Here is a 25,753-nt window from a genome sequence, read left to right on the forward strand (position 1 = left end):
CGGGGGCGGTGCGCCGTGCTGGGGAAGAATTACGATTGGGTGCCTGATACGGGGCTGGTCCGCGAGGTCGACGAGCTCTTCGAACGGGCGATCAACTCGTATCGTGCGAACGCGAATCTGATAACGGAGCACGCCAACCAGGAAGAGTCCATCCGGGTCGGTGGCTACTCGAACCGGACCCTCCTGGAGCTGGTGCAGAACGCGGCTGACGCGATGTCCGGTGCTTCCGAGTACGAAGACGGAGCGGGGAGGGTCGAGATCGTTCTCGATCTCGACCATCAGACGCTGTATTGCGCGAACGCCGGTCGCCCCTTTTCCCGAAGCGGCCTCACCGCGCTCGCTCATGCGCACCTCAGTGGTAAGCGGGGCGACGAGATCGGTCGGTTCGGGCTCGGGTTCAAGTCGGTGCTCGCGGTCACCGACACCCCTCAGGTGTTCAGTCGTTCGGTCGCTTTCGAGTTCAACTCTTCGAGGGCGAAGGCGGCGATCGCGGCCATTGCGCCCGTACCCAAGCGGTTGCCGGTTCTCAGGACGCTCACCCGGATCGACGCGGCGACCGAATTCGGCAAGGACCCGATCCTGGCGGAGTTGGGGGAGTGGGCGGTGACCGTCGTCAGACTGCCGCACGCCACGAGGCTGGAGAGCCTCAAGAAGGAGATCGAGGAGTTCCGCTCCGAGTTCCTCCTCTTCGTGAACTCGGTGCGCGAGATCCGGCTGCGGGTCGTCGGAGTCGACGCCAACTTCGTCACGTCTCACGTGTCGCGCGCCCTGGGCGACGGCCGATTCCGCATCGAGCGTCCCGATGGCGACCACGACGAGTGGTACGTCGAGGATCGCATGCACGCGCCCAGCCCCGAGGCTCGGATCGAGGTCGGGGAAGCGGTGTCGCGTGACCGGATGAAGGTCACGGTCGCGATGCCCGCGCGCTTCGCCCAGCTGAAGACGGGGGAGTTCTGGTCGTACTTCCCGCTCCAGGACAGGACATCGGCGTCCGCCCTCTTCAACGCGCCCTGGAGTGTCAACGACGACCGCACCACCTTGCTCACGAACTCGTACAACCGAGAGATCCTCGTGACTCTCTCGGAGATGTTCGTCGACATGCTGCCGAGGGTCTCGTCCGCCGACGATCCAGCAGCACACCTGGACTACATGCCGGCACGTGGCCGAGAGACCCATTCGTTCGGCGACGAGATCCTCTGCGTCCATGTGCCGCGACTCGGCAGCGAGAAGGCCCTGGTCCCCGACGCGACAGGTGTGCTGCGCACACCACCTGAGCTTCGACCCCTGGACTTCGGCGTCGGTGACGCCTCCGAGCGTGATCACGAGGAATGGATCAGGTCCCCCCATACCAACGAGGACGTGCCGCACTGGCGCTCTTATGCGACCAGCCAGCGAGGGGCGCGTCTGAGAGCGCTCTACATCTCCAGCGTCTCCTCCGCCTTCACCGATTCACGTCTCCGGGACGAGCAGAAGGCTTTGGAGAAGGTGCACAAGAGAGGTGTCCTCTCCTGGCTGCGCGAGTGGGCGGAGGGGCCCGACATGGCCTCCGCGGCGAAGGCCCTCGATTTCGTGCTGAGGAATCCAAACGGCTTCGGCCCCGCCAAGGTCATACCCACGACTGCCGGGATGCTGTCCATCAAGGACAGTGACCGGGTCTTCCTCCATCGTGCGGAGGACGTCGACATCGAGGGGGCGTGCTTCGTCGATCCGGACTTCCTGGCCGTTCCCGGCGTCGAGAAGAAGCTCGCGGATCGCGGGTTCCGCGACCTCGACCCGCTTGCCAAGTTCGAGGCCCGAATGGCCAGGCTGTCACCGGAGACGCAGGAAGACGAGCTCCCGAAGTTCTGGGAGGCGGCCACCGACGTGCCCATGGCGCAGGCGCAGAAGGCCGTCGCGGGAAACAGGAATGGGGCCCTCAGGGTCCCGACTCTGGACGGCGGCTGGGCCCTGCCGCAGTTGGTGCTGGACATCGACGGCCTCGGCGACAGCACTCCGGATCGGGTGCTGGACCGGACGAGATGCGTGCCACAACTGGCACACGCCGCCGGCGTCGTCACCGAGCCGGTGGCCTCGTACCCGCTCGAGGACGAGATCCACTTCGACGACTACTGCCAGTACGTGTTGGACGAGGTGAACCGGAGGCTCGGGCCCGGGGACCGGCCCGTCGAGCAGGTCGAGTTCGACAGGGGCGAGGGCCCCGGCCCGTTCTCCGCGCTTCTGATGTTGCGGGACGCGGGCGCTCCCGAGCCCCTGCGCGAGCGGTGGACGGAAGGACTGCTCAGGCTCGACCAGGTGGGGCACTGGCTCTGCACCGACATCGACACGGGGCTGAGCCACCGGGTCCTGTCCCCTGTTCGCTGGGCGGCGGGGCGAGCCGGCTCGCTGAAGTCCAATCGCGGGTACCGCACGCCCGGTCACGTCGTCTCCGCGTCGCTCGTCGCGTACGAGGCCCTTCTTCCTCTGTTCCGAGGACCGCGCCACGTCGAGGACGCCCTGAAGCTGCCCAAGGACCTGGGCGAGGTCCCTGTGGAGCTCCTGCACGAGGCGCTCGAGTCGGAGGTCACCTCGCCGATCAGCAACGTGGCCCTGAAGGGGTTCATCCTCACCGCGAGCCGCTTCGCCTTCCCGGACGGGCACCCGGTGTACATCCCCGCTCGGGTGGGACGTGCCATCGAGCGAAGGCGGCCCGATGCGGTGTACCTGGCGACGACCGAGGAGGAACGCGAATTCCTCAACCAGAGGCAGAAGCCGTACCTCAAGGTGGACGAGGACGAGGCGGACGAGTTTGTCGAGGTGGTCGGATGCCGACGGTTCGAGGACAGCTTCTCCTTCTCGCTCCTTGTCGACGGTAGGCAGGCCGAGGAACACGTCATCGACCTCTACACCGGACTGCGCTCGACATTCGTCGAGGACAAGGTCACGAACGCGACGGTGGCGAAGGCCGTCCAGATCACCAAGCGTGTGACCACGGAGGACGGCGTCGAAGACCAGTCGCTCGAGTGGCACCGTCAGGGACTGACCCTGGTGGTCCAGGCAGAACTCGACGAGTCGCGTGTCCTGCAGATCGTCAACGAAGCTTTCGATCTGCGCCTGTCGAACGCCGAGGTGAGCGACATCCTCCAGGCACGCATCGATCAACACCTCGAGGCACAACGGCAGGACGCCCGGGCCGCCTCCGACGATGCCGAGCGGCTCGCGATCTACATCGGTGACGACACGCTGAAGGAGAACCTGCCGAAGGGACTGTGGCAGGCCATCGAGGGTCAGGGGCTGGTGACCGGCTCCACGTCCGTCGCCGAACTCTTCCTGACTGTCTACGGGAGCGACTCGATCAAGCTTCTCGCGGAGGAGTTCAGCGCCGAGGGGTACACGGACGTCCCCACGACATGGGCGGGCGGAGCTCCCACGGTCGCCTGGCTGCGGAAGATGGGGTTCGGTGCCAAGTACGCCGGGCGACGCACGCGGCACCAGGACGACGAGTTCGTGGTGCCCGGCGCCGTGAAGCTCAAGCCTCTCCACGACTTCCAGAAAAAGATCAGCCAGGACTTGAAGGAGGTCCTGACCTCAAGGGGCCCGGACGGGCGTGCGCTCAAGGGCATGGTGGAGCTCCCCACGGGGGCGGGGAAGACCCGGGTCGCCACCGAAACCGTGCTGCGCCTGTTCGCCGACGGCGAGATGCGCGGGACCGTGCTGTGGATCGCCCAGTCGGAGGAGCTCTGCGAGCAGGCGGTGCAGACGTTCGGCACCGTGTGGCGTTGGCTAGGGGACGAAAGTCCGTTGACGATCGGCCGGCTCTGGAACACCAACGTCGTCCACGAACCCGACACCGAGTTCAGCGTGGTCGTGGCCACCGACGCGAAGCTCGACCGGATCGCCGGCACTCCGGAGTACGAGTGGCTGAGCCGGGCCTCCGCCGTGTTCATCGATGAGGCGCACCGGGCTGGGGGGTCGAAGATGTACACGAAGATCCTCAGGTGGCTCGGGGTCGACGGCCGCAGCTGGGAACGGCCTCTGGTCGGCATCTCGGCGACGCCGTTCAAGGGCAGCGGCGATGTCACCGAGCCGACGAAGGAATTGGCGGCCCGCTTCAGCGGGAAGTTGATGCGAGCTTTCGACGACAGCGCCTACGAGGAGCTGTCGAAGATAGGCGTCCTCGCGAAAGTCCGGCACGAACTGCTGAACGGCGTGGATGTCGCCCTGAAGCCGGACGAACTGGCACAGGTGCGATCCCTGCGCAGGCTCGAACCCCAGGTCCTCGACCGTATCGGTCGGGACCAGGCCCGTATGAAGATCCTCGTGGACGACATTCTGAAGCGGGATCCGGAGTGGCCGATCCTCGTGTTCACGCCGAACGTCTTGTCCGCCCAGGTCCTTGCCGCGACCCTTCGCTATCGGGACGTCGCGGCCGAGGCGGTCAGCGGGCAGACCGGTCGGCAGACCCGCCGTGACGTCATCGAGCGATTCAAGCGCAACGAGATCAGGGTTCTCGCCAACTGCGATCTTCTGATCCAGGGATTCGACGCGCCCGGTGTGCGGGCCTTGTACATCGCCAGGCCCACCTTCAGTCCCAGTGCCTACATCCAGATGGCCGGCCGAGGGCTGCGCGGTCCCGCGAACGGCGGCAAGGAGGAGTGCCTCATCGTGGATGTCGAGGACAACTTCGGCGCGGCCGACGAACTCCTCGGATTCCGTGCCTACGAAGAGCTCTGGCGAAAGCAGGGATCATGATTCTGGTACCGGACCTCGCCGACGTCGATGCGACCACCACCAGCGGCGCCGAACGGCGGGTGGCCCGACTGCTGCGAGCGGTGGACGGCCCCGCCGACGCCGTCGCCTTCCACTCCGTCAAGCTGCGGAGCCACGCGGTCAAGCAGCAGGGCGAAGCTGACTTCGTCGTGCTCTGGAACGGCATCGTCATCGTCCTAGAGGTCAAGGGCGGAGGTGTCCGGAAGTACGACGGCGTCTGGTACTCCATCGACAGGCACGGCGATTGGAAGAAGTTGCGAGAGTCGCCGATGGATCAGGCGCAGTCGGCGATGTACGCGCTGCGCGACATTCTCCAGGAGGAGGGCGTCGGATGGTTCGCTACCGAGGCTGTCGCCCTCACCCCCGACATCGACGCACCCCCACCGGCCGTCGAGTGGAAGGGAAGCCACTGGTGGGCCAAGGAGCAGATGAGCATCGCCGCGCTGACCGAGGCCTTCGAGAAGGTGGCCGGCGGAGCGAGGAGCGCGCCTCACGGAATCAGGGTCGCCAGGTCGGAGACGCTCCGGGCCCGCCTGTTCGGCGAGTTCACCAGGATGCCCGTCATCGATGCACAGCGGGGGGCCGTGCTGGAGGAGCAGAATCGGGCGACCGAGGGGCAGGCCAGGGTCCTTGCCGCGCTGTCCCGGAACCCGAGGATGCTCGTGTTCGGTGGGGCGGGCACAGGGAAGTCCCTGGTGCTGGCTGAAGGAGCGAAGCAGGAGGCGGGCGAAGGGAAGTCCGTCCTCATCACTTTTCACTCGCCCGCCCTGGTCGACTTCTTCGGCCCTCGGATCGTGGGCAGAGACATCGATCTCCTTCCCTTCGCGGACCTGTCCGGTGACAAGAAGTACGACGTCGTCTTCGTCGACGAGGCACAGGACCTCATGAACGCCGACGGCATGGACGCCTTGGACGCCGTGATCCGCGGCGGTCGGGAAGGCGGCCGGTGGAGGATGTTCCTCGATCCCAACAATCAGGCGCGCGTCGACGGCGAGTTCGACCCTGAGGTCTGCGAGCTGGTCCAGCAGGAGGCGCTCCAGTACGACCTCGACCGTAACGTGCGCAACACCCGCGCGATCGTCCATGTCGTGCAGGAGTATCTCGGCGCCGATGTCGGGGACCCGGGCATCGTGCACGGTGATCGGGTGGAATGGCGGTGGTCCGACGGGTCGGCCGGTGTCTCCGCGGCCGAGAGCGTGGCTCGCGACCTCGTCGCCGATGGAGCCCGACGCCATGACATCTGGATCATCAGCGTGTCCGAGGACGCCGAGCCCCGCAGGAGTGAGGCCGGATTCCTCGTGACCAACCCCCGCTACGCCAAGGGCCTGGAGGCGGAGCACGTCATCGTCTGCGACCTGCCCCAGGAATACGACGACCGGGGAATCGCCGCGTTCTACGTGGCTGTCACTCGGGCGCGGGTCACCCTCCACGTGGTCGCGTCCAGGGCCGACAAGAAGCGGCTCCAGGATCTTCTTCGAAAGCAGGTCGACAAGTGAACCTCACAGTGGCCCAGAAGGAGGCCCTCAATCATCTCCGAGCCTCCTACGTGGGGCCCGAAGCGGGGCCCGAGGAGGTCACCGCGAACCTGCCTCATCGGCAGTACGCCGTCGGCATGCTCTTCCCGGCCGAGGCGGAGGCTCGACCTTCTCACGCCGACCGAGACACGGACGCGGACGTGACGGCGGACGTCCCCGACGGCGATGTCGAGGAGACCGGGGCCGCGGTTCCCTTGGCCGAGGACTGGAAGCCCTCGTCCGTCGCGCTGTCCTTCGTCACCGACGGAGACTCCGTCGACGTCGACTTCTCGTGCGGCACGTACGCCGCCGTCGCGGGGGACGGACCGCCCAGATGGCGGCGTACCCCGTTCTCCAAGGACGGCCTCGTGCTCAGGCGAGGGGAGGGCCCCGAAAGCCTTTCCGTGGGCGGCGTCCCGGTGGAGCTCGGTTCTCGCTGGCGGGACTTCCGGGGCAATTCGTTGGTCACCGTCCATGTACGGGTCCTGGGCGAATCCACGGGCGACGACCGACTCGACATCCCGCGGATGCTCTTCCAGGTCCGCTTGGCCGCCGCGCCCTCCGACGGGGCGGGAATCCTGGAGCACGACACCACACGCTCCATCGAGACCGACCCGGAAGCCGCCGAACTGCGCCTGCGGTATCGCAAGCGGAAGGTCTACGCGGTCGGGCACGGGATGGCCGCCGACTGGGAGTTCGCGGACGACCGTTGTACCAGGGTCTTCCTCGAGCCCGTACCGGCGTTCGTGGTGCCCGCCGTCGAGACGACGGGGTTCGATGAGGGGACGGCGGAGGCCGAGGCTCTGGAGCTGGGGCATCTTCAGCGGATCGACGAGGATCCCGAAGCGGTCCTTCGATCGTTGGACGCCTTCGTCGAGGCGTTCGCCGGTTGGGCCTCCAAACAGTTGGAGCGGGCCGAGACGTTCGACCCCGACAGGGACGTGGCCGTCCGGATCGCCCGACGATCGCAGGACGCCGTCGACAGGATGAGGGAGGGCCTGGACCTCCTCAGGGCGCCGGGGCGGCAGGACCTTCGGACGGCATTCTCGCTCGGCATGGCCGCCATGCGGCTTCAGATGCGGCAGGCGTCCCTCAACCGCGGGACGCCAGATAACCAGGTCCAGGAGCCGCGTTGGCGACCCTTCCAGCTCGGCTTCCTGCTGGTTTCACTGGCCTCCACCGTCGACGAGAGGCACAAGGAGCGGGAGCTCGTCGACCTCATCTGGTTCCCGACCGGTGGCGGCAAGACCGAGGCGTATCTGGGCCTCGCCGCGATCGAGGTGTTCCGCCGACGACTCACACACAAGAACGCCGGCGGGGGAACCGCCGTCATCACCCGCTACACCCTGCGGCTGCTGACCTCTCAGCAGTTCCAACGGGCCGCGGCGCTGGTCTGTGCCATGGAGATGCTGCGGGGCACGGACGAACGGGCGAAGGGCATGGCTCCGTTCTCCATCGGTCTTTGGGTGGGCAACGAGGTGACACCCGGTACGCGGGCAGAGGCGCGTGAAGCACTCAAGCGGCTGCAGAAGGCCGCGCGGCCGGACGAGGCGAACGAGTTCCAGGTAGAGAGCTGCCCCTGGTGTCTGACGCCGTTGGTGCCCAGGCTCAGGAGCGACAAGCCACAGGACTACGGTATGCGTCTGGAGGGCGTGGACGTCCTGCTGCACTGTGTCGACGCGACGTGCGACTTCGCCGGCGAGCTCCCGCTCGCGGTCGTCGACGAGGTGCTGTACGACGATCCGCCCACGATCCTCCTGGCCACTGTCGACAAGTTCGCACGCCTGCAGTTCAAGCCGGAAGCGGGCAGTCTGCTCGGCCTGGGGACAACCTTCAGACAACCGTCCATGATCATCCAGGACGAGCTGCACCTGCTCTCGGGGCCCCTGGGGACCACCGTCGCCGTCTTCGACGCCGTGATCCAGGTTCTGCTGAGCCGGTCGGGCACCAGCCCCAAGATCGTGGCCTCGACGGCCACCATCCGCGCGTCCGAGGAGCAGGTGGAGGGACTGTACGGGCGAGAGGTCGCCCTGTACCCACCGTCGGGTCTCGACGACGACCGCACATTCTTCTCCCGTCCGGTGGAGAGCGGGGAAGGGCGTCTCTACGTCGGCCTGATGCCGCAGGCGGTCTCACAACCGTCCGCCGTCATCGCGGCCGTCACTCCCATGGTGGAGATGCCGGAGGCTCTGGCCGCCCGCGTCCCGTCCGCCGCGTCGCGCGACGCGTACTGGACGCTGGTCATGTACCACAACAGTCTCCGTGAGCTCGGGCGCACAGGGACCTTGGTCATCGATGACGTCAACGGCCGTCTGGACCCCCGTGCCGAGAGGCTCGGCTTCCCCTTGCGATCCGTGAGGGCAGGGAAAGTCCTCGAACTGACGAGCCGTCGCGGAGCCGAGGAACTGCCGAACGATCTTCGTGCGCTCCGGGTCAGGGCGGACGAGTCTCAGGACGCCGTCGATGTGGTCCTGTCGTCGAACATGCTGTCCGTGGGCATCGACATCCCGCGACTCGCGCTGATGCTCATGGTGGGACAGCCCAAGACCACGGCCGAGTACATCCAGGCCACGAGCCGTGTCGGACGTGGAGACACGAAAGGTGTCGTCGTCACCCTCTTCCGCTCCGGACGGGCCCGTGACCGGTCGCACTTCGAGACCTTCCGGGGCTACCACGAGGCGCTCTACCGGAGCGTCGAACCCACGAGCGTCACACCATGGTCACTGTCCTCGCGCGAGCGCTCACTCGCCGGGGCGCTCGTGGCGCTTCTGCGTCAGTCGTTCACCCGGTTCGCCCGGAACGAGGCGGCAGGCGAGTTGGACCTCGCGGACGACAGGATCCAAGAGGCGGTCGAACGACTCGTAGAACGGTTCCTCGGCCACGTGACGCGTGCCGACGGGCTCGAATCCGCGGACACACGCGCCGCGGTGTGGAGCCTTCTGAGGGACTGGGACCGACGGGCGGCCCAGGCGCGTGGGTCGGGCGAGCCCTTGTACTACCAGCGGACGAAGAAAGACCAGAAGGCCTTGTTGAAGAAGTTCGGCCAGTCCGGTGAGGGATGGCTCGTCGCGGACTCGATGAGGTCTGTGGAGCCCAACGTGGCGGTCGAGGTCCAGGAACCCCAGGAGGAGGTGCACCATGGAGAAGATCAGGCATGACCTGCGCCTTTCCGAGACGATCTCGCCGTTCGGTGTGGGAGCGATCGTCGACGTGCGCGGCGAATCGCTCATGGCGCCGGACACGTCCTGGTGGGACAAGAAGTACGCCCAGGAGATCAGCTGCGAGCGGCTGATGGCCCGCATCGGCGCCGGTGTCCTCAGACAGCCGCCGGCACACGCGAACCGGGCCGCGAAGGAAACCCCCGCGTTGCCGTACTGGCGTTTTCCCGCCTGGCGGTTCTGCGAGCGCTGCGACAAGCTCTCGAAGCTGACCGGCAGGAAGAAGGGCAAGTGGAGCAACACCTGCGACTGCGGTGGCGCGCTCGTGCCGATGCGATATGCGGCCGTCTGCGAGAAGGGCAGCCACATCCAGGACATCAACTGGTTCCAGTGGGCACATCGCGGGCGGGCCGCGAGCATGGACGAAGCAGTTCGCGTCTGCCGTGACTTCAAGGCACTCAGATTCCACAAGCTGGCGACTCGAGGCGAAGGCCTCGCGGCACTGGTGGTGAAGTGCTACGGCTGCAAGAACGAACGGAAGCTCACGGAACTCGTGAGCAAGGGGGGCCTCCACCAGGACGGCATCCGCTGCGCGGGACGGCAGCCCTGGGAGCCGGAGAGCGCCGTCAAGAAGCCCTGCCCGTACGAGTTGGTCGCCGTGCAGCGCGGGGCCACGGGCAACTACATCGCGGAAAGGATCTCGGCTCTCGACATACCGGAGGAGCGTCCGCGGTCCGCGGAGACGGCCGACGAGATCCGCGGTCACATGCTCTTCGGAAAGATCGTGACCGACAACGGCGGTCCTCAGTCGGAAGTGCTGGCGCAGCTGATCGCAGAGGACCTCGGAGTGACGGCGGAATCCGTCCTCGGCGTCGCGGCGGGGGAAGAGGGTCCCCCCGGGGAGCTGCTGCTCGACCTCAAGGACGGGGAGTGGTCGGCGTTCCTGAAGAAGCTCGACGAAGGGCGCGACCGCTCGGGCAGCGACTTCGTGGTCGACGGGAGAAGCCTCGAAGGGATCGCCGGGCCGCGGAGCCTCGTCGGCAAGATCAGCGGCATCGGACAGGTGCGACGAGTGCGGGAGGTCCGTGCCCTGCGAGGGTTCCGCCGCCATGACGCGGACGCGGCGTTGATCCACGTCGACCTGGGGGCGGACCGGTCGTATCGGCCCACCTACCCGGCGATCGAACTCTTCGGGGAAGGCATCTTCCTGCGATTCGACGAGGGGAAGATCGCCGCATGGGAGGCACAGCCGGAGGTGCAGGCACGCGCCAGCATCCTCAAGAAGAGAAGAGCGGACTCCCCGTGGGCCGGCCGTCTCGATGTGCCCGAGCCCAGGTACATCGCCCTGCACACGCTGGCACACCTGCTCATCCGACGGTTGGCCTTCGCCAGCGGCTACGCGTCCGCCGCACTGCAGGAAAGGATCTACGCGAACTCCGATCGCACGGACAGGACCGCGGGCATCCTGATCTACACAGCGGCCGGCGACGCCCAGGGCACTCTCGGCGGCCTCGTCAGGCTCGGGGATCCCAAGAAGCTCATCCCCCTCCTGGTGACCGCCCTGGACGACGCGGACTTCTGCTCCAACGACCCGGTCTGCATCGAGAGCGACCGCCAGGGGGCCTCCCAGCTGAACGCCTCGGCCTGCCACGGGTGCTCCCTCGTCAGCGAAACGTCCTGCGAGACAGGTAACCGGATGCTGGACCGACAACTGGTTTTGGGCGGAAGCGATGTGAGAGGCCTCCTGGACGACGTCCTGCCGGAGGTTCGCAGGCCCGGGTGACGCACTCTCCACCACTCTGCGGCCCTGCGGGGCACATGGCGGGCCGCAGAGTGATTCCACGCCCGACCGCCATTCCGCCAGTAGCTGCCCGATTCTTGTCTCTGAGCTCCCGTACTGCGCGAAGCCCTCGATCCGTGTGGGACGAGGCAGGGAACGATCTAAGGGCGCCTTGCGTGACTGCCGAGATGCTTCACCCATCACCGACCGCCTCCTGCGGGCCGGTTGGTGGTCGAGGCCCTCCTCGAACGGCGACGACTGACATCCAGTCAGAGGGAAGCCGAGCCCGATCCTGCGTACGGCCCTGACGTACTGCTGAACGGATTGTCGCCCCACAGCGCTTCAGCACCCTCGGCAGGATTCGAACCTGCACACACGGCTCCGGAGGGCCCGTGTGTCTCACCTGTTCCAGCAGGTCAGGCGATGATTCCCGATGCGACGATCTGGTTCGGTCCACGAATGGTCCGCAAATAGGCGGCTGTCAGGCGTACCAGAGCCCTGAGGATTGGATCTGTGTTTCCACCGCGTGGGGGAGCGGCTGGATGTGCGGCTTCTAGCCCGACCCCGCTGCGGCTAACAGTAGAACATACTTCTGACCTGCAGGTATCACACATAGTGACATGGGCTTGCATGGGCAACGGGGTGCCCGCTTCGAGGATGGCTAACCCTTGCGTTCGACGGTTGGTTCTCTGCTCCCAAGCGAGTCATTGCGTGTTCCCTCCCGGAACCGTGAGGTTTGACGCAAGCCGGCGAAGGGTGGACACTGGTTGCGTCTTCCCTCCTGGGTCCAGGAGGATACGCGCAAGGAGGTGTGACGTGGACTTCATGTCCGTGAGGCAAGCCGCCAAGAGCTTGGGTGTGGACGACTCGCGTGTACGCCAGCTGCTGCGTGATGATCAGCTGCGAGGCTCGATGGTCGGTGGGCGGTGGATCGTGGATGCTGACAGCGTCCGCGATCGCAAGCTGTCAGCTCCCGAACCTGGTCGTCCCCTGTCGGCGAAGAACGCTTGGGGAGCTCTCGCCATGCTTTCGGGGCGCCGGCCTGTTGGGTTGTCGGACCCAGAGCGGTCTCGCCTACTTGCCCGTCTTCGGATCCTAGCTGCCGATGGAGACATGCCAGCGGCTCGTCTGCAGAAGTTGCTTGCCGCCAGGGCCGAAGTCCGGCGCTATCGAGTTCACCGCAGTGCGTTGCATGCCTTGCTCGCCCACTCGGATGTAGTACGGGCTGGGGCTAGCGCCGCTCCTCATGTGGGCGCCGACTATGTGGCACCTGGGCGTGCTGAGGTCTACGTGCATCCAGACCGGATAGGGAAGCTAGAAGCTGCATTCGGCCTGGTGATGGATGCCCAAGGCGGCAACCTTGTCGTTCGTGTGCCCCCCGCCAGCGCTTGGTCATTCCTTGCGCCAGATGTACATGAAGCGAAGGAGGGGAGGGACGCTCCGGCTCCCGTGATCGCAGCTGACCTGCTGGACGCGAAAGAGGACCGTGCCGTTGTGGCAGCGGCAGGCATCCTCGAACCGTTGCTTGCATCGTCTGCGGCGCGGCTGGCGGATGCAGCGTGACAGACGTACGGGTCCGCATTGAGTCGGATCTGCTGACGGGGCCACTGGTGGGCCTTTGGGGGACCCTCCTGGATCTTTCTGAGAAGGTCCCCCAAGACTGGACGCTGATCGGTGGTCAAATGGTACTGCTGCACGGATTGGAGCACGGCAGGACCCCGCCAGCAGCGAGCCTTGACCTTGATGTGCTGGCTGATGTCATATCTGATCAGCAGAGTTTGCGCACGCTCGTCGCTGCTCTGGAAGAGATGGGATTTGAATCCACTGGGGTATCCCCGGAAGGCAAGACGCACAGGTATAAGCGTGACGATTCCGCGGGCGCTCTGATTGTTGACTTGCTTGCTCCAGACAACCTTGGACAGCGGGCTAATCTCACCACTACGCCCCCAGGTACGACGCTGGAAGTTCCTGGAGGCCGACAGGCCGTGCAACGGAGTGAAAGTATCTGTGCACAACTTGGTGATCGAGTTGGGACGATTCATCGTCCCAACTTGCTCGGGGCGATCGTTGGAAAGGCGGCCGCCCTTGGCATTGCGGCCTCGTCCAAGGAAAAGCACTATCGTGATTTGGCTTTTCTGCTCTCTCTGCCTGTCAACCCCTTTGACCTCAAGCCACAGTTGACGAAATCAGATCTTAAGAAGCTGAAGTTGGCAGGGTCTCTACTCGATGCCGATCATGCGGCTTGGCGAGCGCTGAGAGAGGCAGAGGTGCAGGCGGATGGCCAAGCTATGTACCGGATCTTGACGTCAGCGTAGAGGGCGCTTGACGCAGTAGAGGATCTGTCGGCGGGCACGTTGGTTAACCTGGAAGAGGCGTGTTCGGCAAGCACCAGCCGGCGCGGTTACTGGATTCTGACTGAAGGTACCCTAATTAGGCTGCAACATGAGTCGTTCCTACAGCTCTTGGGCATCCAGCGATGAAGTGCGGTTGAGGATGCAGCGCACTCCTCGTCGCGACACGCGCCCTGAATTGGCGCTTCGGCGCGCCGTCCATGCACTAGGTCTTAGGTACCGCGTGAGCGTTCGGCCACTGCCGCATCTGCGTCGGACAGCGGACTTGGTATTCACGAAAGCTAAAGTCGCAGTTTTCCTTGATGGATGTTTCTGGCACGGTTGCCCCGAACATTACAGCGCTTCTGTGGCAAATAGCGACTACTGGGCGCGTAAGATAAGCAGGAATAAAGCGCGTGATGCTGACACCGATCGCCAACTGATAGACGCCGGATGGATAGTAGTTCGCATCTGGGAGCACGAAGATCCGATCATTGCAGCCTCGCACGTGGCCGAGTGCGTCCGCCAGCAGTCACCAACCACGACGAAGTCGGGGTAGCGCGCCCACGTAGGGACGCGAGGCGCTCTTGTGACGAGGCGTCAGGAAACGGTTGGGTTACACCGTCTTGACCGCTTCGCTACTTGAACTGGCGCTGCGCGCAGGGATACGCGGACGTTTGGACAGTGTTGACATGGTGCGCAGAGGCCTTCCTGCACCAGTATGTTGCCTATAGCATCACGCTGACGGTCGGCCCCGGTAGCATCTGTAGTTGTCCCGTGCGGCAGCAACTCCACGAGACTGCACCGCCGGTCCGAACCACCCATAGTCAGCGAGGGACCCTTGACTACACCTAATAGCGAAAGGAAGCCCACACTTGTTTCGCTCTTCTCGGGAGCAGGTGGGCTTGACCTCGGCCTAGAGCGTGCTGGGTTCCACACTGTCACCGCGACCGACGTGGACGCCAACTGCATGAAGACTCTGCAGAAGGTACAGGAATCCAGCGTTCCAGTGCGTGGCCAGGAGGGGCGAATCCATTTGGAAGGCGCCCGCCTTATCCATGCTCCTGCAGAAGAACTCAAGGCTGCGGATTTGCGCCCTGAAGGCGCGACCAGTCGGTGGCGCCCCGACGTTCTAGCCGGCGGGCCTCCGTGTCAGCCTTTCAGCTCTGCCGGTCGGCAGCGGGGCATTGAGGATCCGCGGGGTAAACTCTTTTTGGAGTTCGTCAGCCTTGCTGAACAGCTGAAGCCGAGGCTAATCCTTTTCGAAAATGTCCGCGGCCTAGTTACGGCCAAAGACCCGAGCGGGGAACCGGGTGGAGTCCTGCGCCTCATCAGGTCTTCCTTCGAAGAAATTGGCTACGCCACGCGTTTCAAGCTGCTTAATGCCGCTGACTTCGGAGCTGCACAACGCCGGATTCGGCTTTTCATGATTGCGTCCAAGGATCGCATTCTTCCCGATTTCCCGGAACCCACACATGGAAGACTCGTGGGTGACACCCTTATGGGCGATGTTAAGCCGTGGGTGACGCTTGGTGAGTTCCTTTCTGGGCAGCCAACGCCCAAGCCTGAGGATATTGTGTATCCCGCCGGCTCCCTGGTGGACGAACTCAAGGGCTTGACCCCAGGCACTGGTGTTAAGTCGGGTGGAATTGTCGAAGCCAACCGCCCCACTGGCCACTGGGGCTATAGGCAGGATCGTTTTCTGGCCGACCTTAACATGCCGGCGCGAACGATCCGCGCTGCTACAACTCCGGACTGGATCCGCCTCGAAGATGGCACCTTGCGCCGGCTTACTTGGCGTGAATGTGCGGCACTGCAAGGGTTTCCCCGAGAGTGGGAGTTCCAGGGAACAGTCGCCAGCAGGTTTCGCCAAATCGGTAATGCCGTACAGGCTGATGTGGCGGAAAAAATGGGACTGATGCTCATGCAGTCTATTAGCTCGAACAAGAAAGCCGCTCCTAAGTCGGGACCTTGGCCGCCCGAATTCCATAAGTGGATGGCTTACACCGCCATGGAACATCAGACAAACGGCGAGCATAGAGCGGCTGCCCGCAAGCAACGAGAATTGGCAGGTTAGTGGGGGATGGTTCAGACGTGGAAGTTTCCTGCAAACTGGTCTACGTCGGAACTAGCAGAAGGGCGAGTGCGTTCAGAGCAACTGTTCCGCAAAGAACGGAAAGAAGAGGGTCCCCGGGCTTTTGAGGAGGTGTACCGAGAAGTAGAGCCCCGCGTGAGAGAAGCACTGGAGGTGACTGGAGATCTCCTCAATCTGGACGGTCAAGCTTTCATATATGACCCGACCATATGGCGCATTCTCAGGTATGTCTGTGCCCCTCCAGTAAGCGAGGAGGATCTCTGGACGTTAGTTGGGCAGAAGTTTCGAACTGTCCCAGCCGACCTTTGCGATGAAACCGCTGAGGTGATCCGCGAGGTGCTGGATCCTGTCCGGTTCGCCTGGGTTGCGGAGGGCAGGCAACCAAACGAGACAGAGCGCGAGTCCGCAGTCATGGCGACCAGCGCGCTATTGGCTTTGGAGCTGCTGCGAACACGTCGGCGAGGGACAGCAAGTAAGCGTCAGGAAGCCGAAGTTGCAGCAGCGCTAGAGGGCATCGGGTACGTACTGGATGCCAAGAGAGGCGACATCGACGTCCTGGATGTTTTGGAGCGTGGCCACTTCTCGAAAGAAAGAAAAGTGGCCGGGGCCAAATGCGATGTCCCAATTCGCTTGAAGGATGGACGTCTTCTGGCGATCGAGTGCAAGGTTTCAAACGGCCCCAAAAACTCTTGGAAGCGACTGATTCGTGAATGCGGCGGCAAGTCTGAGACTTGGCGTCAGCATTTCGGCACTCAGGTGATGTCCGTTGCCGTGCTGGCTGGCTCTTTTGATCTCTCATGTCTAGAAAGGGCGCAGAATATGGACGGCCTATGGGTCTATTGGCAACACGACTTGAAGGCGCTGACAGATTTTATCGAGACAATCGCCTAGCGAGGCTGTGAGAACGCGGTCGGTGTAGCGACTTTGGCCGGGAGCTGCTTTGGCGCGAGTGATCATGGCCCCGTAAGCTTCCGGCGCGTCGGGCAGTCTGTTGACCTGCCCGTTAAAGCACGACGTTGGGGCCATGAGCTTCGAGGCTCGCGCCAAAGTGGCTGGCTAAAGTCGCGGAGCCGGCCGCCCCGGCCACGACGGGGTTCTCTCCTCTCATGGCTGCACCCGCTGGCTGGTGGCCTGGTGCGTGATCAGTGGGCCGTATGAACGCCTGCGCATCTGGCAGCGTCGACCCGCGTGCCACCGCCACCACGATCGGGCCTCTGCCGGTGACACAAAGCGTCTTTGACCTGCGCCGTTGGGGATCACCGTTCGTCCCCGTGCCCGTGTTGGAATGTGGCCGCTGCGTGCGGCGACGGGCGGGCGGCGACGTGCGCCGGTGGCGAAGACATGGAGGCGGCGCGGCGGCGACCGGCCGGCGCCGCCGCGCTTGGCGCGGCCCTCGGTGTGATCCGACCTACTGGTGTAGGCAACCGGGTGGAAAGGGGTGTGTGGTGGCCCCGCAAACGGGGCGTTGAGGTTCGACCGCTGTTGTGTCTTTCCCCTTCCGAGGCCGGATCGTGGTGGCGGTGACATGGGGGCCGTAAGCGGCCGTTGATGCGCCCTGGGCGGAGTCTGCGGCGGTCGGGTTGGCGGTGATCGACAAGCGCCGTCGGCCGCCGGACGAGCGAGCGCAGCGAGCCTTGATGAAGTAGGGAAAGTCTTACCGCCCTCTGATCGGCAACCGCTCGATCGTGGCCTGTCGGCTCTCTGGTCGGCTCGGCTAACGTTCCATCCATGCCTTCTGCACTGGACACGCCTCAGGGAGCGGCTGAACTCGCCGAGTCCCTGCTTCCTCCGCTCGGGAACCGCTGGCTCCACACTCAGGCAGTGGCTGCTCGGGCGAACGAAGTTTCCGCGGCCGTGTCCGAGGCGGATCGGGATCTCCTCGTCGCTGCTGCCTGGCTGCATGACATCGGCTACGCGCCCGAGCTGCGTGACACCGGCTTCCATCCCCTCGATGGCGCTCGGCATCTCGAATTGCTCGGTGCGCCGGCGCGCCTGGTGCGACTGGTGGCTCACCACTCCGGAGCCGTGTACGAGGCGGAGCAGCGCCGACTCTCGGCGGAGCTGGCCGTCTATGAGCGGGAAGACTCGCCAGTCCTGGACGCCTTGATCTTCGCCGATATGACGACCGGCCCCGCTGGGCAGTCCTTCGACTTTGATACCCGGATCGACGAGATCCTGGTCCGCTACGAGCCGGGCAGCGAGGTGCACAACGCGATCAGCAAGGCGCGGCCGTACCTCCGGGGCGCTGTCGAGCGGACCCTCGACCGCATGGCTGATCAGCCGATGTAGGGCTCCGCCCGGTCGGCCAGGCCGTGCTCGATCCGCATGCGCATCGACGGGTGAATGCTCAGCTCGTCCAGCTTGCTCGGGTCGACGAACGCCACTTCCTTGCTCTCGCTGCTCGTCCGCAGCTCGCCGCCGGTGATGCGGGCATGGAAGCAGATGGAGAACTGCTGACGGACCTCGCCGTCGTCGTACGCCATGACGTGCCCGGGGTTGGTGTAGATGCCGACGAGGCCGGTCACCTCCACATCGAACCCGGTCTCTTCCTTCGTCTCGCGTACGGCTGCGTCGGGCGCTGACTCGCCCAGGTCGATACCGCCTCCGGGCAGGGCCCAAAGATCGTTGTCGGTCTTGTGGATCAGCAGAACTTCCCCGGCCTCGTTGCGTGCCACGGCGGTCACGGAGGGGACGAGGCTGTTCGCCTTCGGGGCGTTGGGGTTGTTGAAGTAGTCGACACGGGCCATGCGTTCAGCGTTGCACGTCCGGAGCCTGTTATGCCGCGCGGCCCCGCTCCCACGCGTAATCGAAGCTTCGCATGTAGTGCCGGAAGGTCCGCGCTCCTGGGAGATACCGGAAGTGCATCACGGGGTTCTGGCCGGCGGGAGCTCCGAGGACGTGCGGGTTCACGAGAACGTCCTCGTCGAACCGGTAGATCGAGTTGTAGAGGATCGTGTCGTGCAGCCTGACTTCGACGCCGGGCGTCGACATGGCGGGCTCGAGGTAGCGCCGGGTGATCCGGGCACGTGCGGCCAGGTCGTTGCCGATGCCCTCCTCTTCGCCGCGCTGCCGGACCGCCTCGGAGTCGGGATCGCCGAGCAGGATGCGGACCTGGGCGCCGGCCTTCGCCTTCTCGGCCAGCTGGTCCGGCAGGTCCGGATTGCTGTCGAAGAGGAACAGCCCGGCGTACACAAGGATGTCGACCTGGTCCGTCGCCTTCTCGATCAGGGATGACCAGAGGGGGGCGGGCACCGCGCCACGGTGCGGGTAGTACGTGATCAGCTCGGATGTGCTGGCCTTCTCCGCCTGCTTCTCCACGGACGGCCAGATGTAGACCTCGTCGACTCCGAGGAGGCTCGCCGCCTTCCAGCGGTGCCCGCGGTGCGGCGTGCGGCCGGTGGTGATCCACCGCTCGACGCTCTTGGGGTCCACTCCGACGTGCTCGGCAACGGACTGGATCGTCTCGCCCTTCGCTGAAATCGCTGCGCGCAGACGTTCGTTCGCCATGACGTGCCCTTCACTGGGACCGCTAGGGACGTTTTGACGGTAGCTCAGACGTCCCTAAACGTCCATACGGACGGTGATGCGTCCACCGTCCCTCACGGTCTCCTGATCTCACCGACGGGATGTCGGTCAACACCGCACCGATACAGGAGACAAGACGATGCGTCAGATTCCCGTGGACACCGCCAACGCCACCGTGATGGTCGCCAAGGCACCGCAGCCCAAGGTGAAGGACCGCCGTACCGGCGAGATTGCCCTCGACAAGGACGGCGCCACCCTGATGGTCGTGGAGGTCATGTTCTCCACCCCCGACGACGTGGAGATCCTCAAGCTCACCGTTCCGCAGTCCGGCGTCTCCGAGGACCTGACCATGGGCACCCCGGTGGTCCTGACCGGCCTGGTCGCCTCGCCCTGGGAGAACGAGTTCAACGGCCAGAAGCGGCACGGGATCGCCTTCCGCGCGGTCGCGGTGACCTCGCTGGCCGCTGCGGGCTCGGCCTCGAAGGCGGCCTGAGTCATGACACGGTTGTTAGTCGCCCTGGTGCTGGTCGTCGCTGCTGCCGGTCTCCTGCGGTGGCGGCGGCCCGCCTGGTACTGGCTGACCTTCGGGGTCGTCCTTGCCGCGCTGCGGGTCCTGGTTCGCTACGGCTCCGTCATGGACGCCTGCGGCCTCACCGTTCCGGCCCCACGCTGGCGTCTGGCACTGGCCCGGATGACCAACCGGCCAGTCCCCGGCCCACGGGCCCCGCGCATCCTGCGCGTCAGGGTGACCCGTACCGGCCTGGTGCTGCGGCTGAAGCTGCGGCCCGGTCAGGATGCCTTCGACGTGGCCGCCTCGTGTGACCGGCTGCGGCACTCGTTTGCCATGTACGGGGTCACCTCCCGTGAACTGCGCTCGGGCGTCGTCGAGGTACGCATGACCGGCTATGACGTGCTCAAGCGCGTGCAGATGCCTGCCCTGGTCGACAGCCGACCGATGCGGGTCCCGGTCGCCCTGCGCGAGGACGGAGCCGTCCACTACCGCGATTACCGCACGGTGCCGCACGCGCTCACCCTCGGTGCCACGGAGTCCGGCAAGTCGGTCTATCAGCGCAACCTCGTGGCCGCGCTCGCGCCGCACCGGGTCGCCCTGGTGGGCATCGACTGCAAGCAGGGGGTGGAGCTGTTCCCGCTGGCTCGCCGGTTCTCCGCACTCGCCGACAACCCCGACACTGCCGCCGAACTCCTCGACGTCCTTGTGTCCCACATGCAGGACGTCTACCAACTCATCCGGGCCGAACAGCGGGTTACCGCCGACGTGCCCGATGCGGAGATCGCCGCCGACATCTGGGACCTCCCCGAAGACCTGCGGCCGGTGCCGATCGTGGTCCTGGTCGACGAGGTCGCCGAACTCGCCCTCTTCGCCACCAAGGAGGAGGAGAAGCGCCGGGATCGCATCATCACCGCCCTGGCCCGCCTCGCCCAGCTCGGCCGCGCGGCCGGCATCTACCTGGAGATCTGCGGGCAGCGCTTCGGCTCCGAACTCGGCAAGGGCATCACCATGCTCCGCGCCCAGCTCACCGGCCGCACCGCCCACCGCGTCAACGATGAAACCTCGGCGAACATGGCCCTCGGCGACATCGCCCCGGACGCCGTACTAGCCGCGATCCAGATCCCCACCGACACCCCCGGCGTCGCCATCACCGGTGACTCGACCGGCGGTTGGGCCCGCATCCGCGCCCCGCACACCTCCCTGCGCCAGGCGGTGAACATCTGCAACCGGCACGCCGACCTGGTCCCGGACCTGTCCGCCCTCGCGCCGTTCAGGCCTGCACTCGGTGCCCTTGCCCCGGTTCCGGCCCCGGCTGTCGAGTCGGCCCCGGCCGCCGCCTGACCTTCCCGGAGGTTCGTCATGCCCCGTTCGTTGCTGCGCGTGGATGCCGTCCTGGTGCAAGCCGTCATCGCCGGTGCCTTGTCCTTCGCCCACCTGCACGACCTGGCCGCCGCTGCCGGGCAGGACGGCTGGAAGGCCTGGGCCTACCCGGTCTCCGTCGATCTGCTGCTGGTCGCCGCCTGGCGTCGGCTGCGCACGGACGGTCCGTCTCGGCTGGCCTGGTGCTGGTTCCTCACCGCCCTCGTTGCCTCGCTCGGCGCGAACGTCGCCACCGCCGGACTCCTCGACCTCGACGACGTCCCGGCCTGGCTGCGCATCCTCGTCGCCGCCTGGCCCGCCTTGGCCTTCATGGGCGGCACCCTCCTCGCACACTCACCTGCGGCCCACACCTCGGAGCCGGACCCCGCGCCCGAGGTGGAGCCCGAACCGGTCGCCGCCGCTGAGCCTGACCTGGAACCGGTGCCGACGGCTCCCGTCGACGCCCCTGCCCTCCCGGCCGCCGACCCGGCCCCGCCGGCCGTTTCGGTCCCGGCCGCGCTCGTCGACCACGCCCGCAAGGTCGCCGCCGACCACGAGCAACGGACCGGTGCCCAGATCGACACCGACACCCTGCGCTCCCGCCTCGGCGTCCCGCCGCACCTGGCCGACGCCATCGCCGCCCAGCTCGCCTGACCCGAAAGGAGACCCCGTCATGCCCGCCCGCGACTTCTTCCACTCCGTGATGCAGATCGGTCCGGTGCAGATCGGCACGCACCGCGATCGCAACGGCACCACCAAGCACGCCGCCGTGTGCAGCTCGGACGGCTGCGGCTGGTCCGCCGACTACTCCAGCCAGTCCGCCGCCCAACTCGCCGCCCGTACCCACCGCTGCAAGGTCCGCTAGGAGGCCACCGCCATGGATGTCCCGCTCTGGTTCGCCCTGCTGGTCGTCGGAGTCCTCGGCGTCAAGCTCATCCGCCCGCCCCTCTGGCTCGTTGCCGTGCTCCTCCTCGGCGGCTACCTCCTCGCCGACAGCCTTCTCGCCCCGGTCATCGACACCGCCGTCAAGTAAGGAAATCCGCCCATGTTCCGGCCCAAGCTCCCGACCATGCCCCAGCCCACCGGCCTGGTCGCCCCGCCCGCGGTCGTCATCGAGCCGACCACCGTCAGCCTTGGCACGCCGTCCACGCCGTCGGTCCCCGTCGCCCCGGCCCCGGTCGCGGTTCCATCCCGGCCCGCCCTACAGCTCACGCCCGGCACCGCGCTCGCCCTCGTCGGCGGCGGCACTGCCGTGGTCCTGGTCGTCGGCGCCGTCCTGGTCTCCATGCTCCTCGCGGTCGCCGTCACCGCCGCCTCGGTCGCCGTCTGCGCCGTCGTCCTGCGCTCGCTGCTGACCTCGCAGCACCGCCGCTGACCGGTCCCGGAGGTGACGCACAAGCCGCCAGCACGCCGCCGCCTTCCGGGACACGTACTCCGCCAACTGCTGTCGTCCAAAGGGGAACGTCATGGATCCGCAGATAGCCGCCGTCCTGGTGCCGTTACTGGGCTGGGCCGTCCACGGAAGCGTCCTCGCCCGCCGGCTCGCTTCCGCCCGCCGTGACCCGCTGACCGGTCTACACACCCGCGCTGGATGGACCGCCCGCGCCGAGCACTGCATCCGTCGGCACTCGGCCGCCGCCGTGCTCCTGGTCGACCTCGACCACTTCAAGAACCTCAACGACACCCACGGCCACGCTGCCGGAGACGCCGCCCTCGCCGCCACCGCCGACCGGCTCCGTACCTGGTGCGGACGCCACGGCACCGCCGGACGCCTGGGCGGGGATGAGTTCGTCGCCGTTGTCCAGAACCTGGCTGCCGTCGACCTGGGTGCGCTGATCGCCGCACTGCACCGGCCGCTGCACTACGCCGGGAGGTCGCTGCCGCTGGCCGCCTCGGTCGGCATCTGCCGTCTCGCTGAGCTGCCGGTACCGATGCTCACCGATGCGCTCGCCGCCGCCGATGCGGCCATGTACGCGGCCAAGGGCCGTGGCCGCCGGGGCTCGCGCCTTTCTCACTGACCGGCCACCGGGTGGCGCACAAGCCGCCAAGCACGCCGCCACCCGGGGCCGTTCCTTCCAACCGCAATCGAAAGGAAGCACCATCATGGCCCAGCACACCCCGCCCGCACGACGTATCTGCCCGGCCTGCGACGGCTTCGCCACGGTCGCCGTCACCCTCGGCGGCCGCGACCCGCAGGGTCACCTGCGCACCATCACCGTCCACTGCCCGAACTGCCACGGCGTCGGCCCCGCTCGCCCGGTCACACTCGCCCGGACGGGACGGTGACCGCCATGACTGTCCTGGACCTCTTCGCCGGCCCCGGTGGCTGGTCCGAGGGACTGCGTGCCCTCGGCCTGCGAGACATCGGCATCGAGACCGACAGTGCCGCCTGCGCCACCCGTGCCGCAGCCGGGCACGCCACCATCCGCGCCGACGTCGCCGCCTATCCGAGCACCGCTCTCCTAAGGAAGGTGTCCGGCCTAATCGCCTCGCCGCCGTGCCAGACCTTCAGCGCCGCAGGCCTGCGTGTCGGGAACGTCGATCGCGACCTGTGCCACCAGGGCTTGGACGACCTCGCCCGCGGGCGGGACACCCGCGCCACCCTGCGCGCAGCATGTTCCGACCCGCGCTCTCTCCTGGTGGTCGAACCGCTTCGGTATGCCCTCGACCTGCGCCCTGACTGGATCGCCCTCGAGGAGGTCCCTGCCGTGGCGCCCCTATTCGAGCACACTGCCCACCTACTGGCAGGAATCGGCTACTCAACGTGGACCGGAGTTCTCAACGCGGCGGACTTCGGCGTCGCCCAGACCCGCCGCCGTGTCTTCCTGATCGCCTCGCGTACTCGCCCAGCCCTGCCACCGGAGCCCACCCACGCCGACGGCGGCACCTGCGCTGACCTCTTCGGCGCCAGCCTGCCGCCCTGGCTGACCATGGGCGACGTTCTGGGTTGCCTGCCCAGTGAGGTCATCACGCGCGGGAACCACACCACCGGCGGAAGCCGCTTCCCAACCACCGGCCCGTCCTGGACTCTCACCGGCCGCGCTCGGTCTTGGCTGCTCAAGGTCGGTAGCCGCCCCACAGCCACCCGCCGGCGCCTCGACCAACCCGCCTCGACCCTGCTGTTCGGCAAGGCCATGAATCACGTTGCCTGGATCGACGCGGACGGCACGCCCATTCGGCGTCTGACGGTTGAGGAGGCGGCCATACTCCAGGGCTTCCCCGCCCGCTACCCGTGGGCTGGCTCCCGTACCAAGCAGTTCGAGCAGATCGGCAATGCCGTCCCCGCGCCCCTCGCCGCCGCCGTCCTGCGGCCGTTGGTTCCCGCTGCCCTGGAGGTGGCCGCGTGAGCGACACCGCCACCCTGGCGGGCCTGGATCCGATCACCCTCGGCGATCTGCTGAGGGTGGCTTCGGCCCCTCACTATCACCGCTGGGAGGACCAGATCCGCCGCACGGGCGGCTGCTCCGACCCCATTCACCTGACCGGCTGGACCTTGCACAAGGACAAGACGACCGGTGAGACCCTGCACCACTACTCCACCGAACACGAGCCGGGCGGACGACTGCGCCTCGCCTGCGGCAACCGCCGCGCCTCCCGCTGCCCGTCTTGCGCGTGGACGTATGCGGGCGACACCTACCACCTCATCCGCGCGGGCCTGGCCGGGGACGACCGCCGCGACATCCCCGCCACCGTCCGCGATCACCCCCGCGTCTTCGCGACCCTCACCGCCCCCTCGTTCGGCCCGGTCCACAACCGGCCCGACCAAGGCATCTGCCGCTGCGGCACCCGCCACGCCTCCGACGACCCGGTGCTGGGCACCGCACTCGACCTGGAGACGTACGACTACGCGGGCGCGGTGTTGTTCAACAACCACGCCGGGCAACTCTGGCAACGCTTCACCACCCGCCTTCGCCGCGAGATCGCCGCCCGCGCCAGCCTCACCCAACGCGAGCTGAAAGAGCGTGCCCGGCTGTCGTACGGCAAGGTCGCCGAATTCCAGAAGCGCGGCGCCCTGCACTTCCATGCCGTGATCCGCCTCGACGGCCCGGACGGCCCCGACACGCCGCCGCCCGCCTGGGCAACGGTCGACCTCCTCGCCGACGCCATCCGTGCAGCTGCCGCGCACTCGTACACCTCCGTCTCGGTCCCGGCCGCCGAGGACCAACCGGCCCGCACCTTCCGGTGGGGCACACAGCTCGACGTACGGCCCGTGAAGGCGTTCGGGGACGGCTCCGACATCACCGAACAGGCCGTTGCCTCCTACGTCGCCAAGTACGCGACCAAAGCGGCTGAGAACACCGGGACCCTGGACCACCGCGTTGGGGAGCTGTCCGAACTCGACCGGCACGGCGTCCCCGATCATGCCCGCCGCCTCATCGCCGCGTGCAAGACCCTCGATCCGCTCTACCCGGACCGGCGCCTGTGGGCCTGGGCGCACATGCTCGGCTTCCGCGGCCACTTCTCATCTAAGTCCCGCCGCTACTCGACCACCCTCGGCGCCCTCCGCCAGGCCCGCGCCGACTACCGCGCCGCCCAGGAACACGCCGCCCTCGGCATCGAGGACACCGAGCCGGACACCGTCCTCGTCCTGGCCGACTGGCAATACGCCGGCCACGGCCACACCCCCGGCGAATCCGTTCTGGCCGCCACCATCGCCCGCGACCTCCAGCTCAACCGCGAAACCGCCCGCGAAGCCCTGCGAGACCTCGTACAGGAAGGAGTACTGACGTGAAAG

General features: G+C 66.5%; 21 protein-coding genes. 19 read left to right on the plus strand and 2 right to left on the minus strand.

Annotated features, from left to right (window positions below):
• Positions 1-15: 15 nt before the first annotated feature.
• From DC008_RS23655 to DC008_RS23695, 9 genes are all read left to right on the plus strand, one after another.
• Positions 16-4,728 carry a sacsin N-terminal ATP-binding-like domain-containing protein gene (locus DC008_RS23655; protein WP_108708674.1) on the plus strand — a complete coding sequence of 1,571 codons (4,713 nt, stop codon included), beginning with the start codon at positions 16-18 and terminating at the stop codon, positions 4,726-4,728.
• A complete protein-coding gene (locus DC008_RS23660; protein ID WP_108708675.1) occupies positions 4,725-6,242 on the plus strand; it encodes a nuclease-related domain-containing DEAD/DEAH box helicase in 1,518 nt (505 codons plus the stop codon). Before DC008_RS23655 ends, DC008_RS23660 begins: the two co-directional genes overlap by 4 nt.
• Positions 6,239-9,418, plus strand: a complete 3,180-nt coding sequence (locus DC008_RS23665; RefSeq protein WP_108708676.1) for a helicase-related protein — start codon at positions 6,239-6,241, stop codon at positions 9,416-9,418. The genes DC008_RS23660 and DC008_RS23665 overlap by 4 nt, the downstream gene beginning before the upstream one ends.
• Positions 9,399-11,201, plus strand: coding sequence for a DUF1998 domain-containing protein (drmB, locus tag DC008_RS23670; RefSeq protein ID WP_108708677.1), 1,803 nt, complete (start codon positions 9,399-9,401; stop codon positions 11,199-11,201). Before DC008_RS23665 ends, drmB begins: the two co-directional genes overlap by 20 nt.
• A 1,556-nt stretch (positions 11,202-12,757) precedes the next feature.
• Entirely contained in the window at positions 12,758-13,513 is a 756-nt protein-coding gene (locus tag DC008_RS35265; protein ID WP_123954027.1) for a hypothetical protein, read from the plus strand.
• Positions 13,514-13,691: 178 nt separating this feature from the next.
• Positions 13,692-14,087: a very short patch repair endonuclease gene (locus DC008_RS23680; protein WP_244221508.1), complete on the plus strand. Its 396-nt coding sequence runs from the start codon at positions 13,692-13,694 to the stop codon at positions 14,085-14,087.
• A gap of 282 nt (positions 14,088-14,369) precedes the next feature.
• Positions 14,370-15,605 (plus strand): DNA cytosine methyltransferase, encoded by a 1,236-nt coding sequence (locus DC008_RS23685; protein ID WP_164492356.1) that lies wholly within the window; start codon positions 14,370-14,372, stop codon positions 15,603-15,605.
• A 153-nt stretch (positions 15,606-15,758) separates the two neighbouring features.
• Entirely contained in the window at positions 15,759-16,514 is a 756-nt protein-coding gene (locus tag DC008_RS23690) for a XamI family restriction endonuclease (RefSeq protein ID WP_164492357.1), read from the plus strand.
• An 837-nt stretch (positions 16,515-17,351) separates the two neighbouring features.
• Positions 17,352-17,912, plus strand: coding sequence for an HDIG domain-containing metalloprotein (locus tag DC008_RS23695; protein WP_108708682.1), 561 nt, complete (start codon positions 17,352-17,354; stop codon positions 17,910-17,912).
• Here the strand turns inward: DC008_RS23695 and DC008_RS23700 are convergent.
• Both DC008_RS23700 and DC008_RS23705 read right to left on the minus strand, forming a co-directional pair.
• A complete protein-coding gene (locus DC008_RS23700; protein WP_108708683.1) occupies positions 17,900-18,370 on the minus strand; it encodes an NUDIX hydrolase in 471 nt (156 codons plus the stop codon). The two genes, DC008_RS23695 and DC008_RS23700, sit on opposite strands and share 13 nt — an antisense overlap.
• A gap of 28 nt (positions 18,371-18,398) precedes the next feature.
• On the minus strand, positions 18,399-19,130 hold the full coding sequence (locus DC008_RS23705) for an XRE family transcriptional regulator (protein WP_108708684.1): 732 nt from the start codon (positions 19,128-19,130) through the stop codon (positions 18,399-18,401).
• Positions 19,131-19,287: 157 nt separating this feature from the next.
• Between DC008_RS23705 and DC008_RS23710 the strand changes: the two genes are divergently transcribed.
• From DC008_RS23710 to repSA, 10 genes are all read left to right on the plus strand, one after another.
• Entirely contained in the window at positions 19,288-19,641 is a 354-nt protein-coding gene (locus DC008_RS23710) for an SCO3933 family regulatory protein (RefSeq protein ID WP_108708685.1), read from the plus strand.
• A 3-nt stretch (positions 19,642-19,644) separates the two neighbouring features.
• The gene (locus DC008_RS23715) at positions 19,645-21,000 is read left to right on the plus strand and encodes an FtsK/SpoIIIE domain-containing protein (RefSeq protein ID WP_108708686.1); all 1,356 of its coding nucleotides are present in this window, start codon (positions 19,645-19,647) and stop codon (positions 20,998-21,000) included.
• Between the two features lie 18 nt (positions 21,001-21,018).
• Positions 21,019-21,672 carry a DUF2637 domain-containing protein gene (locus DC008_RS23720; RefSeq protein ID WP_108708687.1) on the plus strand — a complete coding sequence of 218 codons (654 nt, stop codon included), beginning with the start codon at positions 21,019-21,021 and terminating at the stop codon, positions 21,670-21,672.
• 19 nt (positions 21,673-21,691) lie between these two features.
• Positions 21,692-21,883, plus strand: a complete 192-nt coding sequence (locus tag DC008_RS23725; protein WP_108708688.1) for a mobile element transfer protein — start codon at positions 21,692-21,694, stop codon at positions 21,881-21,883.
• Between the two features lie 12 nt (positions 21,884-21,895).
• The gene (locus DC008_RS23730; RefSeq protein ID WP_108708689.1) at positions 21,896-22,051 is read left to right on the plus strand and encodes a hypothetical protein; all 156 of its coding nucleotides are present in this window, start codon (positions 21,896-21,898) and stop codon (positions 22,049-22,051) included.
• Between the two features lie 12 nt (positions 22,052-22,063).
• Positions 22,064-22,393, plus strand: coding sequence for a SpdD-like protein (locus DC008_RS23735; protein ID WP_108708690.1), 330 nt, complete (start codon positions 22,064-22,066; stop codon positions 22,391-22,393).
• Positions 22,394-22,484: 91 nt separating this feature from the next.
• Entirely contained in the window at positions 22,485-23,036 is a 552-nt protein-coding gene (locus DC008_RS23740) for a GGDEF domain-containing protein (RefSeq protein ID WP_108708691.1), read from the plus strand.
• A gap of 85 nt (positions 23,037-23,121) precedes the next feature.
• A complete protein-coding gene (locus tag DC008_RS23745; protein ID WP_108708692.1) occupies positions 23,122-23,304 on the plus strand; it encodes a hypothetical protein in 183 nt (60 codons plus the stop codon).
• 5 nt (positions 23,305-23,309) lie between these two features.
• Positions 23,310-24,365, plus strand: a complete 1,056-nt coding sequence (locus DC008_RS23750) for a DNA cytosine methyltransferase (RefSeq protein WP_108710825.1) — start codon at positions 23,310-23,312, stop codon at positions 24,363-24,365.
• Positions 24,362-25,750 (plus strand): replication initiator protein RepSA, encoded by a 1,389-nt coding sequence (gene repSA, locus DC008_RS23755; RefSeq protein WP_164492358.1) that lies wholly within the window; start codon positions 24,362-24,364, stop codon positions 25,748-25,750. Before DC008_RS23750 ends, repSA begins: the two co-directional genes overlap by 4 nt.
• Positions 25,751-25,753: the final 3 nt, after the last annotated feature.

It is taken from the genome of Streptomyces nigra, assembly GCF_003074055.1.
Taxonomy (GTDB): domain Bacteria; phylum Actinomycetota; class Actinomycetes; order Streptomycetales; family Streptomycetaceae; genus Streptomyces; species Streptomyces nigra.

Coding starts and splice junctions, on each gene's coding strand:
- DC008_RS23660 (WP_108708675.1), top strand. CDS start 4,725: ATGATTCTGGTACCGGACCTCGCCGACGTCGATGCGACCACCACCAGC.
- drmB (WP_108708677.1), top strand. CDS start 9,399: ATGGAGAAGATCAGGCATGACCTGCGCCTTTCCGAGACGATCTCGCCG.
- DC008_RS23680 (WP_244221508.1), top strand. CDS start 13,692: ATGCAGCGCACTCCTCGTCGCGACACGCGCCCTGAATTGGCGCTTCGG.
- DC008_RS23695 (WP_108708682.1), top strand. CDS start 17,352: ATGCCTTCTGCACTGGACACGCCTCAGGGAGCGGCTGAACTCGCCGAG.
- DC008_RS23700 (WP_108708683.1), bottom strand. CDS start 18,370: ATGGCCCGTGTCGACTACTTCAACAACCCCAACGCCCCGAAGGCGAAC.
- DC008_RS23705 (WP_108708684.1), bottom strand. CDS start 19,130: ATGGCGAACGAACGTCTGCGCGCAGCGATTTCAGCGAAGGGCGAGACG.
- DC008_RS23710 (WP_108708685.1), top strand. CDS start 19,288: ATGCGTCAGATTCCCGTGGACACCGCCAACGCCACCGTGATGGTCGCC.
- DC008_RS23715 (WP_108708686.1), top strand. CDS start 19,645: ATGACACGGTTGTTAGTCGCCCTGGTGCTGGTCGTCGCTGCTGCCGGT.
- DC008_RS23720 (WP_108708687.1), top strand. CDS start 21,019: ATGCCCCGTTCGTTGCTGCGCGTGGATGCCGTCCTGGTGCAAGCCGTC.
- DC008_RS23725 (WP_108708688.1), top strand. CDS start 21,692: ATGCCCGCCCGCGACTTCTTCCACTCCGTGATGCAGATCGGTCCGGTG.
- DC008_RS23730 (WP_108708689.1), top strand. CDS start 21,896: ATGGATGTCCCGCTCTGGTTCGCCCTGCTGGTCGTCGGAGTCCTCGGC.
- DC008_RS23735 (WP_108708690.1), top strand. CDS start 22,064: ATGTTCCGGCCCAAGCTCCCGACCATGCCCCAGCCCACCGGCCTGGTC.
- DC008_RS23740 (WP_108708691.1), top strand. CDS start 22,485: ATGGATCCGCAGATAGCCGCCGTCCTGGTGCCGTTACTGGGCTGGGCC.
- DC008_RS23745 (WP_108708692.1), top strand. CDS start 23,122: ATGGCCCAGCACACCCCGCCCGCACGACGTATCTGCCCGGCCTGCGAC.
- DC008_RS23750 (WP_108710825.1), top strand. CDS start 23,310: ATGACTGTCCTGGACCTCTTCGCCGGCCCCGGTGGCTGGTCCGAGGGA.